Below are 13,551 nucleotides of genomic sequence, written 5' to 3'. Positions count from 1 at the left end.
AATCGGCTTTGGCGCACTGTGTAGCGACGTACAAGAAGTGGCTGAAAATAATGACAAACATACCTAACCTGTTGACGTTTTTCCGGATTTTGCTCATTCCCGTCTTCGTCATCCTGTTTTATCTGCCTTATCAGTGGTCCTATCTGGCGGCCGCCCTCGTCTTTATCCTGGCCGCTGCCACCGACTGGTTTGATGGCTACCTTGCACGCAAGCTCAATCAGTCCACCGCCTTTGGTGCCTTCCTTGACCCGGTTGCTGACAAAATCATGGTCGCCGCCGCGCTGGTGGTCATCGTCGAACACTACAACACCATCTGGGTGACCATCCCCGCCATGACCATGATTGGCCGCGAGATCATCATCTCCGCCCTGCGCGAATGGATGGCTGAACTGGGCAAACGCTCCTCGGTGGCGGTCAGCTGGATTGGCAAGTGGAAGACCATGATCCAGATGGTGTCGCTCACCGGCCTTATCTGGCAATACAATGTCTGGATGGTGTGGCTCGCCTACGTGATGCTCTATGTCGCCACCGTGCTCACTTTCTGGTCGATGTTCCAGTACATGAAGGCCGCCTGGGGCGATCTGACCCACCATGCCAAGCTGTGAGTCACCCGCGCCGCAAGGTGAGGTTTCCGCTGATTTGAAACAGGAAACGGCCAAAGGCGCTAAAACTGTTCAAAAAGGGCAAAAAATGCCCGAACGATCAGGTAATTAAATATTTCTGGTTGACTGGGCGAGGAACATCGCTAGAATGCGTCCTCGTAGTCAGGCAGTCAGCCAGACCAATGCGGGAATAGCTCAGTTGGTAGAGCACGACCTTGCCAAGGTCGGGGTCGCGAGTTCGAGTCTCGTTTCCCGCTCCAAATTCAGACAATAGAGAGCCAACTCTCTTTTGCATGGCGCGTTAGCAAAGCGGTTATGCAGCGGATTGCAAATCCGTTTAGTCCGGTTCGACTCCGGAACGTGCCTCCATATTGACAAGCCCGCCACGCGGACTTGATACCGATTGCGGTGCCCGAGTGGTGAAATCGGTAGACACAAGGGATTTAAAATCCCTCGCTTTTCGAGGCGTGCCGGTTCGATTCCGGCCTCGGGCACCAGTTATTAAGTAACAAAATCAAAAAGTTACGAAAGGCCACTAGAAATAGTGGCCTTTTTGTTTTCCTCAGTGTCCACATTTGATCCACACAGGTTTATTCCGGTAGCTCTTCCAGCTTCACTTCGAGTTGCAGGCGGTTGGTGTATCCCTGATCGGTGAGGTCGTGCACCACCTGGGTGAGTAGCCAGTCTGCCTCGTCGATTTGTGGTTTGAAGCCCCTGACTGTGGTGGGTTGTTCCGGGTAGAGTTCGGGGCGACCTTTGGCCAGGGTGATCTGAAACTCGGCCACGCCGCGCTGTAGCTTTTCCCACTCAGCCCGGGCTGCCCGCATGGCGTTGCTTTGGCTGGCGTAAACGTGGCGCAGTTCCTTGACGTTCTCACTGTCGCCAACAAGCAGCTCACGTTCTTCTTTGTTTGACACTACTCCCGGCGGTAATGGCCGTTCCTCCTTTGGTTTTGTTTTTCGCTTGCGCTTTACCTCGACTTTTTTCTTTTCGGCAGCTTTATCGTCTTGCCAGTAGGCTACAACGCCGGTGTAGGCGTCGCGGTCGGCGACCGAGAAGCGGTGCTGATCGCCGTCCTGGCGGGTGATGGTGATGGCAGGGAGTGGCTTACCGCTGGCGGTGGTGCCGTTGCCTGCTTTGATGAACATCAGGCGGCCAGATTTGACGGTGGCGATGGCATCCTGCTCGGTCGCCAAGCGGGTGAGAAAGGCCAGATCGCTCTCGTTGGTCTGGTCGATGTGGTCAATCACCATCCCCTTGAAGGCTTCGCCGACGCTTGGGGTCAGGCCATAGCGGGCGGCCAGCTGCTCGACAATGGCGCCGATGGTCTCAAAGTGCCAGCTGCGCTCGCGCAGTTTGTTCATCTCACCGCTCAAGTCAGCCGACTTGCCCCTGATGGTGAGTACATCCGGCGCGCCACCATGCTCCACCTCGTCAATTTTGAAGGTGCCTTTATCGACCAGGGCGCCGCCTTGCCAGCCGATGCTGGCTTGCAGGGTGGCCCCACGGCGCGGCATGGCCAGTTTGCCGTCGCTGTCATCGAGGGCGATCTCGATGGTGTCGGCAGAAAAGCCCCGGTTATCGGTGATGGTCATGTGCATCAGGCGCGGGCGCAGGGTTCCCGAGATGTCAGAACCATCTACCCGCACCTGATAGGCGGGGGCCGGATGCAGCTGGATCATGGCATCCAGCTGGCTGGTGATGCCAAGGTTTTCAGCCAAGCGGGTACCGAACTGGTCGAATGCCCCCATCAGAGCAGCCCCCCGAGTTTGCCGCCCACGGTATTCATCAGCTTGCCTAGCCCTAAGCGACCGAGTAGGTTGCCCGCGGAGCGGCCGAGCAGGGTGTTGCCGAGGGAGCTGTCGTTGTCATCGACCCGTTTTAGCTTGATGCTGAACTCGATTTTTCGGGCGCTGCCATCTTGAAAGAACTCGCTGCGGGTGGTGCTGATCCCCTCTATCACGAATGAGCCGCGCATCACGCCATCCCCCTGGATCAGGGGGAATGCTTGGCCGCTGTCGCCCATGCTATTGAGCATGTCGAGGGAGACTGGCCCGCCGGTGAGCTCTGGATAGAGCACCCCGCTCAGGGTGCTGAGCTCGTCATCAGGCCCGAGGTACTGATATGAGGGGCGGGCGCCGACCCGGTTATTGCCCGGGTGGCGCCATGATTTTTCGTCTTGTTGGGATTGGGGGGCCACAGTCGAGCGCATAAACACGAACCAGCCCAGGGTCATCATCATAGTGGTTGCTCCTTAGTTGCGGTCGGTCAGGGAGGCACGGCCACTGGCGGCGGCCTGCCGGTCGCGCTGGTCTAGCCGCTGGTCAATCTTACGAACGAGATCATCAGGTGTTTCACCTGGCCGCTGCACGATGGTCCAGTGATGACTGGTAGTGGAGTTTCCGCCCTTGGCCGCGACTGGTTTGGGGACCGGTGTTGGCGCAATGCGAGGGCCGTAGCTGTAACTGCCAGCGAGTGCTGTTGTAGAGGTCAACTAAATCCGGACACTAGGTTAGGCCGAATCTCGGCTTCTGCTGGCGGTATCCCGTCATTGTGTTGATGTGGACGCCCCCAGTTGTAGGAATCCATCAGGTAATAGCTGATATCCCGCTTCGCTTCCCGCAGACTCACGTATCCCGTTGCCGGGAGCCACTCTGACTTCAGGCTTCTGAAAAACCGCTCCATCGGGGCGTTATCCCAGCAGTTACCACGACGACTCATGCTCTGGGTCATGCGATAGCGCCACAGTCGTTGCCGAAATGCCCGACTGCCGTATTGGCTGCCCTGGTCGGAGTGAAACAGCACGCCTGATGGGCAGCCCCGCTGCTGATAGGCCATCTCCAGCGCTTTTATTGCCAATTCTGCATCAGGTTTGTCAGACATCGCCCAGCCCACGACCCGTCGGGTATGCAGGTCGAGCACCGCTGCCAGATAATGCCAACGACCACCGACCCAGACGTAGGTGATATCGCCACACCACACCTGATTGGGTTGCGGAGCATCAAATTCGCGGGCCAGCAGATTGGGAATATCCGGTCGTTCAGACCGTGCCACCTTATAACGGTGTGCACCCGGCTGCTTGGATGCCAGCCCGGCTTCCTTCATCAGGTTACGTACTTTGAATCTACCAATCTGATGCCCCAACTCCCGCATCATCGACATCAAGGCGCGGCTGCCTGCCGAGCTCCTGCTCTCTTTAAACAAACGGCGCAACTCGCTGCGCTGTTGCATGCGCTCACGGTTAATCGCTCGCCTGCGAGCCAGATAATCGTAAAAACAGGAAGTGGGAACATCGAAAGCGCAGCAGACCAGGGTGATGGGGGCTTGCTCTCTTAATTGATCTATCAGCGCGTACGTATGAACTCGTCCGTCATCAAGAGAGCCGTAGCCTTTTTTAGAATGTCCTTTTCGCGCTCCAGCCGGTTGATACGGGCTTCCAGCTCCTGGATTTTCTGCTGCTCCGGAGTCAGCGCTTTGCTGATAGGGGTGGTGCCGGTCCGTTCTGACTGAAGCTGCTGCACCCAGCGGCGCAGTACGGTTTCACCGACATCCAGTGAACGGCTTGCTTCGGGGACAGAATATCCCTGGTCGAGCACCAGGGATGCGGCTTCGAGTTTGAATTCGGCAGTAAATGAGCGACGTAATCTTGTCATTGAACACCTCAGGTCATGGTGGCGACTGTACCACCTAAAATGGTGTCCGGGATGATTAGACCACTACAAGTTGCATCTGGCGGTAGACCCGGTGAGCCACGATATCGTGGCGGCGGAAGTCTCGCTGGACAATATCCATGATGCCGAGGTGTTGCCGACTCTGCTCAATCCACTGCGGCGCAAGCTGGGGAGTGTTTATGCGGATGGCGCCTATGACAGCAAAGCCAGCCATCAGCTTATCTTGCGTAAAGGGGCGACAGCCTGTATCCCGCCTCGCAAGAACGCGGGGTTATGGGAAAAGGGACATCCGAGAAATGAGGCTGTGCTGGTGATGCGCAAGGAGGGGCTAGCGCACTGGAAGAAGATGTCGGAATATCACCGGCGCTCGCTGGCAGAGACGGCGATGTATCGGTTCAAGCAGTTGCTTGCGGGGAAAATCAGTCTGCGTAACTACAACGGCCAAGTGGGAGAAGTCATGGCGTATGTCAGAGCCATAAACAAACTGCATACCCTTGGTCTACCTGTCAGAAAGCCCCGAGTGTAGCGGTCAGCTGGGGCTGGGGAAGTTGTGGCTTGATGGTTGATTTGGGACACAACGCCGCGTGCTGCGCAAAGCGGCCAAGCAAAGGAAGCTCTTCCTGACCGATGATGTGGTGCTAAAAGTTGCGTTCCTCGCGACACAGCAAGCCTCCAAGAAATGGACCATTCCGCTCCAGAATTGGAAGCTTGCCCTGAATCGCTTTAATATCGAATTCAGTGATCGCCTGAACGGTCACCTGTAATGGAGTGGTCAGTTACATAAAATTATTTACAGACTCTCCTCTTGTGAAATATGCACACGTCCTGTGGGAACTCCAATGGTCTTGGTTGAGGCTCTAGTGAGCCATCAAAGAGTTTTTCAAAAATCAGAATCCATCTCTCTGCTTGCTCGGCACTCATCATCAGGAATGCTTGTTGATTATGGATGTCATCAAAATCAAAATACAGCCCTGTATTCTTTGCCGCCTCAATATTTGCATCTGATACCGCTATATTATTAAATGCTTTATCAGATATGGAAGCGATAGTATTTTGTGCTAGCCCCACGGCACCACCATTATTGATATTAGTGGACTGCAATGCAACATTTACATCTGGCTGAAAAAATCTGACATTTTTGATCTTATTCAATGGATAAAGCATGACTTTGGTATCTGTAGGCTGCCAAAGATCACCCTCAATTAGGGCTATTTTTTTATCTTCAACATCCACAGCCAAGCCGCTATAGGGGCTCCGACAAAAGTAGTCTACTTTTTTCAAACTACCGATTGTTTCACGCATGTAATGTGAAAGTCCAGTATTAAGTAGTTTTATATTACGTCTAGCTGAGCGAAGGATAAGTCTGTGTGTGACAAAGACTAATATTACGAAAGTACAAATTAATATTCCACCAATATAGTCATCGTCAATGCCAAATAACATGCTCGCAGGGAAGGCAAGGAAGGGTGTTAAAAAGAAACATCCCATCACATAAGGAACCATTTTGCCCTTTTCTGCATCTTCGAATGATTCCGCCTCACTTTCCGTTAACGTGCCTAGTATATCAACGATTTCTTGGTTTAATATGTTCCCACTATTTTCTTCCATAATTTATCACCTACTTTTTGTGCGTTATTGAAATGATGTAGTCACATAATCATGCATTAAATATGATGCTGTAATTATCCATGACACTCAACCAGCTTCAAGCGCTGATATTGCATCGGAGGTGTTGCCACCACAGACCTCAATTCAACCTGCATACTCTTAAGGTCAAACCGATGATTAAAGCGAAAGCAATATACCGCCAAATGCCTTGGCATATTTTTAGCTCCGAGCGTATGGCAACCCCCCTGCAACTAGTTCTTCATATTTCCTATCATCGTATTTACCCAGTTGAATAGCCAATACAAGTTGTATCCGATGACTATGCCTAGATGCTCAGAGCTGGCCTAGATGGCCGTTTTGAAGCTTGAAGCATGCCAATCCATCACATATCACTGTGCTACTTCGGTGCCATAATTTTTGAAAAACTCAAACAAGCTGTAGCCTTTCTGTAATTTTGGCCATGCTCTCGCACCTCAATGACTGTAAGTAAGATCTGTATAGTTTGTGGTGACTGCTAATCATGGATAATCAGAAACACTTTAAGGAAGACGCATTTTACTTAAAAATCTTGCGCATTCCCGCGTTGAGCTGGCGATCACCGTCCTCAGCATCACGGTCTTGCATCAATTTGATCGAGACCTCGTTGGTACCTATGGTATAGGTTGCGCTGTAATCACCACACATGCTGTCGGTTACACATTCAAAAAACGGCACCGACTTATCTTTTATTGTACGGACGATCACCGGTTTGACTTTCAAGATCTTGGTCGCCTGACTGACTAATTCCTCGAAGTCTGCCTTGGCCTGTTTGACAGAAGCAACGGAGTCGTCTTGGTACAATGCCATGGTACCGCCGAAGGAGAGCACTTTATGTTGGTAGACCGCATAGTAATACTCACCCGTAGTTGGTCGTCCTAGGAATCCCTCGCCCGCCTTCGGTTTGCCGCGAAAGTCTTCATCAATATCACTGCGCCAGTCATAGCGTATCAGACCATCGTTGACCACTTGGAGCGTGGTGATGGGCAGGTCGACTGTCAGGGTTTTGAAGCCCGTATTTGCGGCAATGGCCGGTGAGGCAATGAGACTGACCGCATAGCAGAGTGCAGAGAGCTGCAGGGTTTTATGGGTCAAGGTGACACCTCATGTAGATAATTGGTTTATGTGGAGTGTTGATACTCATCCGCCCACTGGATAGGTTTACTCTGGCTATTGAATATATCTCGTTCAGCCTCGTCCTGTGTAGTTCCCCAACTGGGAGGCCATAATTCCTCATTCGTAATTGCACCAGTTAGGTGAACCTTAACAATTGAATTTTGCCACCTGATTAGATGATGCTCTCAGTTTATATACTAACAAGTGGCATGATTAGGAAAAAAATCTAATTGTTTAATTTAGACTAATTTGTTATGGGTAATAAAAACTACTGGCCCAACATGTTTTTCATCAAGTTGGTAGCCATTTTTTGCTGGGCTGCGATTGCATTTTTACATTCATCTGAATTGGCATCTTTACCTTGTGCAATTTTCAAGGTGCACTCTTGCAGTGTTTCATTCAGTAATTTCGGATCTTTCATAAAATCCTCAACTGAGGTCGGTCCACAAGCAGTAAGTAATATAGTAAATGGAACCACTAACAGTAACTTATTCATTTTTATTTCCCCCAAAATAAAACTACAGTAAAAATTATGACATCAAACTACAAATGGTTTTACGAAAAATTATAAAGTATGTGGTAATGACATTTCAGATTTCTTGATGGACTCTTGGGCATCTTCGATATCTTTTGGTTCGGTCTTCATTTCAAAGTCAGCCTGACCCCAGATTAGACCGAAGCGGGTATAATGGCGAACATAGTAGACCTTTCCATTTTCAGTTTCGATATCGATCTTATTGTTTCCAAACTCGCTGTTGGTTTCCAGATACACAGTTTTTCCAGCATCAACCTTGAGCAGGTAAAAGTGCAGATTTTCGGATTCACCCAAAGGATTTCCATCGAGAAATAAGTCAATGTTAATACGGCGACCAAGCCAGCCATCTCGGTAAATATAAACGTGGGCTTTTCCTTCAGCAGGAGGTGAGAAGCTTTTGGCTTCATTGACGACAGCCTCATCGGTGACGGTTGGTACTGAGGAACATCCACCAACCATCATGGCGCAGAGCGCCAAGAAGATCATTACAAACGTATTACGCATTTTTTATTTTACCCATTGTGCTGAAAGTTTATTGATGTTTTTGATTATTATTTTGTTGAGCATCTGATACTGATGTTTCTTTTGCTACAGGATTGTCTGTGAGTGCGATGACGTTTTCAATAGGGTCTTTGAATAATTTTTTATAACTATTCGCCGGTTAATTGTTTTGCACCAATCAATGAAAAAATACCCAACTATATCAATTGCTTATGTATCCGTATTTTATCGTGGAGGTAATGTGACTTTTGTCACATTACCTGTTTGTCAAGATATGTGGTTAGCGAAAGATGGAGAGAGCTTGATGCTCTCATGCTTTGTCCGATGGGCTTTAAAGTCAGAACTATCAGGCGTAATGCCCCCACAAAATGCGTGAAATCAGGCATTTCATGTAAACTTGAAGCCCTTATAAATCAATCATATAAATTTTCCATCAACTCACTCTTGGCTTTTAAAATCCCTCGACGTTCGCGTCGTGCCGGTTCGATTCCGGCCTCGGCACCAGTTATTAAGTAAAGCAATCAAAGAGTTACGAAAGGCCACTAGAAATAGTGGCCTTTTTTGTTTTTGCCGAAATGGTGGTGATTTCAAACCACAACTTCTTTCGCCAGCGTACTGGGCGTTTTTTCGGAAATAGGTGTTGTTAAATTGATGCCAGAAAGAGAAAGCCCCGCGAGCGGGGCCTGGTCAGTTGCGGGGTGATGCTGTTACTTCTTGAGGTGTTTTCTGATGGCCTTGCCAGTGGTGCCGACTGCTTTCACTGCCCGTTTCAACTGGACCTCGGTGCACTCGAAGGTCTTGATCCACAGCTTCATCTCATAGGGGTCGTTGATGTTGAGCTTCTTGGCATCAAGGGGATGAGCGATGGCGTTAGTGTCAGGCATGCAAACCTCAACTTATTGAAATAGTTGGCGAGAAAGAAGTTTCTGCCTGGGCGCATCATCCTCTATATCGGCAAGGCGCAGGGTGACGGGGGTCACACAACCCTTGCCCGGCTGCGGATAAGGGGCCGCTACTTGCGGTTATGTGAGCGGCCACGGCTAATTGCAGCTACGGTTCGCGCCTGATATGGCGCGAACCGTGGGTTGTGAACAACTACCTTGTGAACCGCGAGGTGTGAACGTTAGGGCGCAGCAGTGAGTTGCTCGCCAGTGTGATAGGGCAAGGCGGGGCCGAGGCGGTATCAGCCCTCTGGCAGCGCCCGCACTTCGAGGTGCTGCTCGCCGGGGTGGCAGACCAGCACCGAGCCTTGTTCGAACCAGTCCCCCAGCACGATGCGGCGGGCAGGTTGACCGTCGAGGGTGAAGTCGTGGATGGCGGGTCTGTGGGTGTGGCCGTGGATCATCACCCGGCAGTGGTGGGCGCGCAGCATCTCGTCGACGGCGGCCGGGGTGACATCCATGATGGTCTGGCGTTTGACGGTTTTCTCCATCCGGCTTTGGCCACGGATCTTGTGGGCGATGGCCTGACGGCGGGTCAGTGGCAGCCGCAAGAACAGCCAGCGCAGCCACTTGAGCTGGGTGATGCGGCGATACTTTTGATATCCCTCATCTTGGGTGCAGAGCAGATCGCCGTGACTGAGCAGTACCCGTTCGCCATAGAGGTCGATGATGCAAGGGTCCCCCAGCAGGGTCATGCCCGCCTGTTTGGCAAACTGCTGGCCCAGCATAAAGTCGCGATTACCGTGGATAAAATAGATGGGCACGTTCTGCTGGCTCAGTGCCAGCAAGGCTGCCGCCACCTGGTGATGCAGCGCATTGGGATCATCATCGCCAATCCAGAATTCGAACAGATCCCCCAGCACATAGAGGGCATCGGCGCCAACGGCGTCGTGCTCAAGAAAGCGCACCAGTGCGGCGGTCATATCGGGCCGCTGGGCACACAGATGAATGTCACTGATAAAAAGAGTGCTCATGATAGGGGATTCGGGTTCTCTGTAGTGGTCGGTTGAGGGCAACCAGTGGCGAAGTGGGGGGCGGTGCGTGGGCGGGCCGCCGGGTCGAGTTGAGCCTGCCGGGCCACGGGCAGTGAACACACGGGGTTAGTTTGCCAGATCACGGTCGCCAGGTCTTTTCCTTCAAGGGTCAGCAACGCCTGATAGGGATCGCCAGCCAGACTGAGCAAGGTGCACATCGCCGCTTCCCCTTTTAATCCTTCATCAAGACGAAGGCGCCGCACCTCCCGATAGAAAGGCTCACCAAAGCGTTGCAGCAGGGCGGCCATCAGGGTGAGGTGGCGCCAGCCATGTTGCGTCTCGATGGGGGCGGGGGTGACGTAGAGCTCCACCGACCAGCTGGCGCTGTTCTTGCCAGCAGCGCGCTTGTCGCAACCGGGAAAGGTGCGCTCCAGTAGCCAGACATTGTCGCCCTTGTCGCTTGCTTGCCAGCGATCCTTATTCAGGAGTGCGGCGTTTAGATGCAGGGAGTTCGGGAGCGCGGTAAGGCTTGCCGCAAAGGCTGCCGGATCAGGATGTTGGCAGAGGATATCGAGATCGCTGCCCGGCCGATCCAGCCCGATGGCCAGGGTGCTCACCAGCGCCATATCGCTGCAGTGCGCAGCCAGCTCATCCCACAAACCTGCTGTCAGCAGGGCATGGGCTGCCCGTTGGCGCGGATTGCCGTGGGCCAGATAGTCGAGGCGGCGCCAGTTCGGGCTAGCAGTTGGGGACGCAGATGGAAAAACTGCGGCCGGGGCCGCAGTTTCATCCGTGCCGAGTTGGCAAAGATCAGTCAGCAAGGGTCACCTTGGTGATCACTACATCTTCGCTCGGGACGTCTTGATGCATACGGCCGTAGTTGCCGGTCTTGACGCCCTTGATCTTGTTGACCACATCCATACCTGCGGTCACTTCACCGAATACGCAGTAGCCGAAGCCCTGAGTGGTGGCAGATTTGAAATCGAGGAAGTCGTTGTTGTTCACGTTGATGAAGAACTGGGCGCTGGCAGAGTGCGGCTCGCTGGTGCGGGCCATGGCGATGGTGCCAACCTTGTTGGAGAGGCCATTGGCCGCTTCGTTCTTGATCGATGGGCGGGTATCTTTCTCATCAAAGCCAGGAGCATAGCCGCCGCCCTGGATCATGAAGCCGTCGATGACGCGGTGGAAGATGGTGTTGTCGTAGTGACCGTCACGGCAGTATTGCAGGAAGTTGGCCACGGTTTCCGGGGCTTTTTCAGCATTCAGGGTCAGAGTGATGTCGCCGTGATTGGTGTGCAGAGTAACCATGAGTTGTCCTTTGATTCTTTTGCGCAAAAAATGCGCGAGCAGGGGGTATGGCATAAAGTGGTGGCAATTCTAGCCCATCAGCGGCGGCGGGCATAGCCCTTCACAGTCCTTCACTTACTCCTTCCCATCGCCATGCAGATACCCCGGCGATGAGCCCTGTAAAGAGCATGTTTGGCGCCAGCACAGTGATAGCAGGCGGGATCTGGCTCGTTTTCTGCCATTGAACGGGGTATTATGACCAACCATTTTACTCACAGGCAGTGGCTAGAAGATGCTGAAGATATACAACACACTCACTCGTCAAAAAGAACAATTCAAACCTATCCACCCGGGCAAGGTGGGCATGTATGTGTGTGGCGTCACCATCTACGATCACTGTCATATCGGCCATGGCCGCACCTTCGTCTCCTTTGATGTGGTCGCGCGCTACCTGCGTTATAGCGGTTACCAGCTCAACTACGTGCGTAACATCACCGATGTGGATGACAAGATCATCAAGCGCGCCGCCGAGACCAACGTCACCTGTGACGACCTGACCGAGCGCTTGATCTGCGACATGCACGCCGACTTCGACGCCCTCGGCATGGTGCGCCCGGATATCGAACCGCGCGCCACCCAGCACATCGAAGAGATCATTGAACTGGTGGAGAGCCTGCTCGCCAAGGATCACGCCTACGTGGCGGATAACGGCGATGTGATGTTTATCGTCGAATCCTACGCTGACTACGGCAAGCTCTCTGGGCAGGATCTGGAGCAGCTGCAAGCCGGTGCCCGCGTTGACGTGGTCGATGCCAAGCGCAACCCGCTCGACTTCGTGCTGTGGAAGATGTCCAAGCTGGGCGAGCCGACCTGGGAAAGCCCCTGGGGCCCGGGTCGTCCTGGCTGGCACATCGAGTGCTCCGCCATGAACTCCAAGCACCTTGGCAACCACTTCGACATCCACGGCGGCGGCTCCGATCTGCAGTTCCCACACCACGAGAACGAGATCGCCCAGTCCTGCTGCGCCCACGGTGGCGACTACGTCAACACCTGGATGCACAGCGGCATGGTGATGGTGGATAAAGAGAAGATGTCCAAATCCCTTGGCAACTTCTTCACCATCCGCGACGTACTGGCTCACTACGACGCCGAAACCGTCCGTTACTTCCTGATGTCTGGCCACTACCGCAGCCAGCTCAACTACTCGGAAGATAACCTGAAGCAAGCCCGCGCCGCGCTGGAGCGGATGTATACCGCCCTGCGCGATCTGCCGCTGGCCCCTGCTGCCGGTGGCGACGAGCAGGTGGCTCGCTTTAAAGAGGCGATGGACGACGACTTCAACACCCCGGAAGCCTACTCCGCCCTGTTCGATTTGGTGCGCGAGATCAACCGCCAGAAAGCGGAAGATATCACCGTTGTCGCTGGCCTCGGTGCCCGTCTGCGCGAACTGGGCGCCGTGCTCGGTATCCTGCAACAGGATCCGGACGCCTTCCTCAAGGGTGACGAAGCGGATGACGAAGTGGCCGAGATCGAGCAACTGATCGCCCAGCGCAATCAGGCCCGTGCCGACAAGAACTGGGCCGCCGCCGACGCCGCCCGCAACCGTCTCACCGAGATGGGCATAGTGCTGGAAGACAGCGCTGGCAAGACCAGCTGGCGCCGTGCCTAAGGCCGGTTGCCCTGTTGCCACCAACAGGTGGAGCCAATAAAAAAACCGCAGCCTTCAAAAGGCTGCGGTTTTTGTTTGTGGCTTTTCCTTCGACACCTCTTAAGCCTCGGTGGTCTGCGCTCTGATCCCTTCTCCCCTTGCGGGAGAGGGCTAGGGGGGGCTAACGTCATCTCCGGTGGCAAGTCGTTCACCGTTTGGATGGCATGGCTTTGCCATCATCCCTTATGGCGCTCCTGACCCGTTGAACTCGACTCGGCGGTTTGCAGGGGGAACAAATACCGTGCCCGTTTGTGAGTTTAGTGTTCATGTTGATCGCCTATCAAGATGCGGATATCGAACAGTGAGATGGACTGGCGAAATAGGGTTCTAGTTTAGGTGGGCGCATTATTTGGTAAGTAGAAATAAAAACCGCAGTTCAAGACTGCGGTTTTATAGCAATAATGCAATGGATAAGCTTGAAGTGCTCTATGGTTGACTGATGAGTGGCGTTGTTGCCCAAATTGATGCAGCTTGAATGGAACTAACTGAGGGCGCGGTGATCTGATCACCACCACCCTCTTCAAGTCTGCATCATGGGCACGTCGCTTCACCCCATCACTAACTGGCCTCAA

14 protein-coding genes, 3 tRNA genes and 3 pseudogenes are annotated in these 13,551 nt (G+C 53.1%); 7 read left to right on the top strand and 13 right to left on the bottom strand.

Features of this window, described 5'->3' with window-relative positions:
- The first annotated feature begins 50 nt into the window (after positions 1–50).
- From pgsA to BN4575_RS05565, 4 genes are all read left to right on the top strand, one after another.
- Positions 51–605, top strand: coding sequence for a CDP-diacylglycerol--glycerol-3-phosphate 3-phosphatidyltransferase (gene pgsA / locus BN4575_RS05580; RefSeq protein ID WP_042018936.1), 555 nt, complete (start codon positions 51–53; stop codon positions 603–605).
- Positions 606–786: 181 nt separating this feature from the next.
- A tRNA-Gly gene (locus BN4575_RS05575) sits at positions 787–862 on the top strand.
- 35 nt (positions 863–897) lie between these two features.
- Positions 898–971, top strand: a tRNA-Cys gene (locus BN4575_RS05570).
- Positions 972–1,012: 41 nt separating this feature from the next.
- A tRNA-Leu gene (locus BN4575_RS05565) sits at positions 1,013–1,099 on the top strand.
- 93 nt (positions 1,100–1,192) lie between these two features.
- Here BN4575_RS05565 and BN4575_RS05560 read toward each other — a convergent pair.
- The 3 genes from BN4575_RS05560 to BN4575_RS05550 all read right to left on the bottom strand — a co-directional run bounded on the left by BN4575_RS05560 (position 1,193) and on the right by BN4575_RS05550 (position 4,255).
- The gene (locus tag BN4575_RS05560) at positions 1,193–2,353 is read right to left on the bottom strand and encodes a phage late control D family protein (RefSeq protein ID WP_068977461.1); all 1,161 of its coding nucleotides are present in this window, start codon (positions 2,351–2,353) and stop codon (positions 1,193–1,195) included.
- Positions 2,353–2,844, bottom strand: coding sequence for a phage tail protein (locus BN4575_RS05555; protein WP_068977460.1), 492 nt, complete (start codon positions 2,842–2,844; stop codon positions 2,353–2,355). Before BN4575_RS05555 ends, BN4575_RS05560 begins: the two co-directional genes overlap by 1 nt.
- A gap of 248 nt (positions 2,845–3,092) precedes the next feature.
- Positions 3,093–4,255 (bottom strand): IS3 family transposase gene (locus BN4575_RS05550; RefSeq protein WP_139424871.1). Its coding sequence is split into 2 segments (ribosomal slippage): positions 3,093–4,000 and positions 4,000–4,255, totalling 1,164 coding nucleotides; the frame shifts between segments, so codons are not numbered across the junction.
- Between the two features lie 67 nt (positions 4,256–4,322).
- Here BN4575_RS05550 and BN4575_RS21185 point away from each other — a divergent pair.
- Together BN4575_RS21185 and BN4575_RS05535 are read left to right on the top strand one after the other, a co-directional pair.
- A pseudogene (locus tag BN4575_RS21185) lies at positions 4,323–4,799 on the top strand (IS5 family transposase); the annotation flags it as partial.
- Between the two features lie 58 nt (positions 4,800–4,857).
- Positions 4,858–5,037, top strand: a pseudogene (locus BN4575_RS05535) (hypothetical protein); the annotation flags it as partial.
- A 22-nt stretch (positions 5,038–5,059) separates the two neighbouring features.
- On the opposite strand, the gene BN4575_RS05530 reads toward BN4575_RS05535, so the two are convergent.
- The 9 genes and pseudogenes from BN4575_RS05530 to BN4575_RS05500 form a co-directional block, all read right to left on the bottom strand.
- Positions 5,060–5,881 carry a hypothetical protein gene (locus BN4575_RS05530; protein ID WP_068977456.1) on the bottom strand — a complete coding sequence of 274 codons (822 nt, stop codon included), beginning with the start codon at positions 5,879–5,881 and terminating at the stop codon, positions 5,060–5,062.
- A 74-nt stretch (positions 5,882–5,955) separates the two neighbouring features.
- Positions 5,956–6,280 (bottom strand): annotated as a pseudogene (locus BN4575_RS21180) (IS1595 family transposase); the annotation flags it as partial.
- 156 nt (positions 6,281–6,436) lie between these two features.
- Entirely contained in the window at positions 6,437–7,012 is a 576-nt protein-coding gene (locus BN4575_RS05525) for a hypothetical protein (protein ID WP_068977455.1), read from the bottom strand.
- Between the two features lie 289 nt (positions 7,013–7,301).
- A complete protein-coding gene (locus tag BN4575_RS21645) occupies positions 7,302–7,529 on the bottom strand; it encodes an EexN family lipoprotein (protein ID WP_068977454.1) in 228 nt (75 codons plus the stop codon).
- Between the two features lie 69 nt (positions 7,530–7,598).
- Positions 7,599–8,072, bottom strand: coding sequence for a DUF2846 domain-containing protein (locus BN4575_RS21175; protein ID WP_083221001.1), 474 nt, complete (start codon positions 8,070–8,072; stop codon positions 7,599–7,601).
- A gap of 704 nt (positions 8,073–8,776) precedes the next feature.
- A complete protein-coding gene (locus BN4575_RS21170; protein ID WP_082186713.1) occupies positions 8,777–8,953 on the bottom strand; it encodes a DUF3606 domain-containing protein in 177 nt (58 codons plus the stop codon).
- A gap of 299 nt (positions 8,954–9,252) precedes the next feature.
- On the bottom strand, positions 9,253–9,984 hold the full coding sequence (gene lpxH / locus BN4575_RS05510; protein ID WP_068977452.1) for a UDP-2,3-diacylglucosamine diphosphatase: 732 nt from the start codon (positions 9,982–9,984) through the stop codon (positions 9,253–9,255).
- Positions 9,981–10,805: a DUF4269 domain-containing protein gene (locus tag BN4575_RS05505; protein WP_068977451.1), complete on the bottom strand. Its 825-nt coding sequence runs from the start codon at positions 10,803–10,805 to the stop codon at positions 9,981–9,983. Before BN4575_RS05505 ends, lpxH begins: the two co-directional genes overlap by 4 nt.
- A complete protein-coding gene (locus tag BN4575_RS05500; RefSeq protein ID WP_042018948.1) occupies positions 10,795–11,292 on the bottom strand; it encodes a peptidylprolyl isomerase in 498 nt (165 codons plus the stop codon). Before BN4575_RS05500 ends, BN4575_RS05505 begins: the two co-directional genes overlap by 11 nt.
- Positions 11,293–11,563: 271 nt before the next feature.
- Here BN4575_RS05500 and cysS point away from each other — a divergent pair, with 271 nt between their 5' ends.
- On the top strand, positions 11,564–12,940 hold the full coding sequence (gene cysS, locus BN4575_RS05495) for a cysteine--tRNA ligase (protein WP_068977450.1): 1,377 nt from the start codon (positions 11,564–11,566) through the stop codon (positions 12,938–12,940).
- A 371-nt stretch (positions 12,941–13,311) separates the two neighbouring features.
- On the opposite strand, the gene BN4575_RS22285 is transcribed toward cysS, so the two are convergent.
- Positions 13,312–13,551: hypothetical protein (locus BN4575_RS22285; RefSeq protein ID WP_218060763.1), on the bottom strand; the 240-nt coding region annotated here is incomplete at its 5' end.

This window comes from Aeromonas sp. EERV15 (assembly GCF_900079845.1).
Classification (GTDB): Bacteria; Pseudomonadota; Gammaproteobacteria; order Enterobacterales; family Aeromonadaceae; genus Aeromonas; species Aeromonas sobria.
The sequence above is the reverse complement of the archived record's forward strand: the minus strand, read 5'-3'. Positions and strand labels throughout refer to the sequence as shown.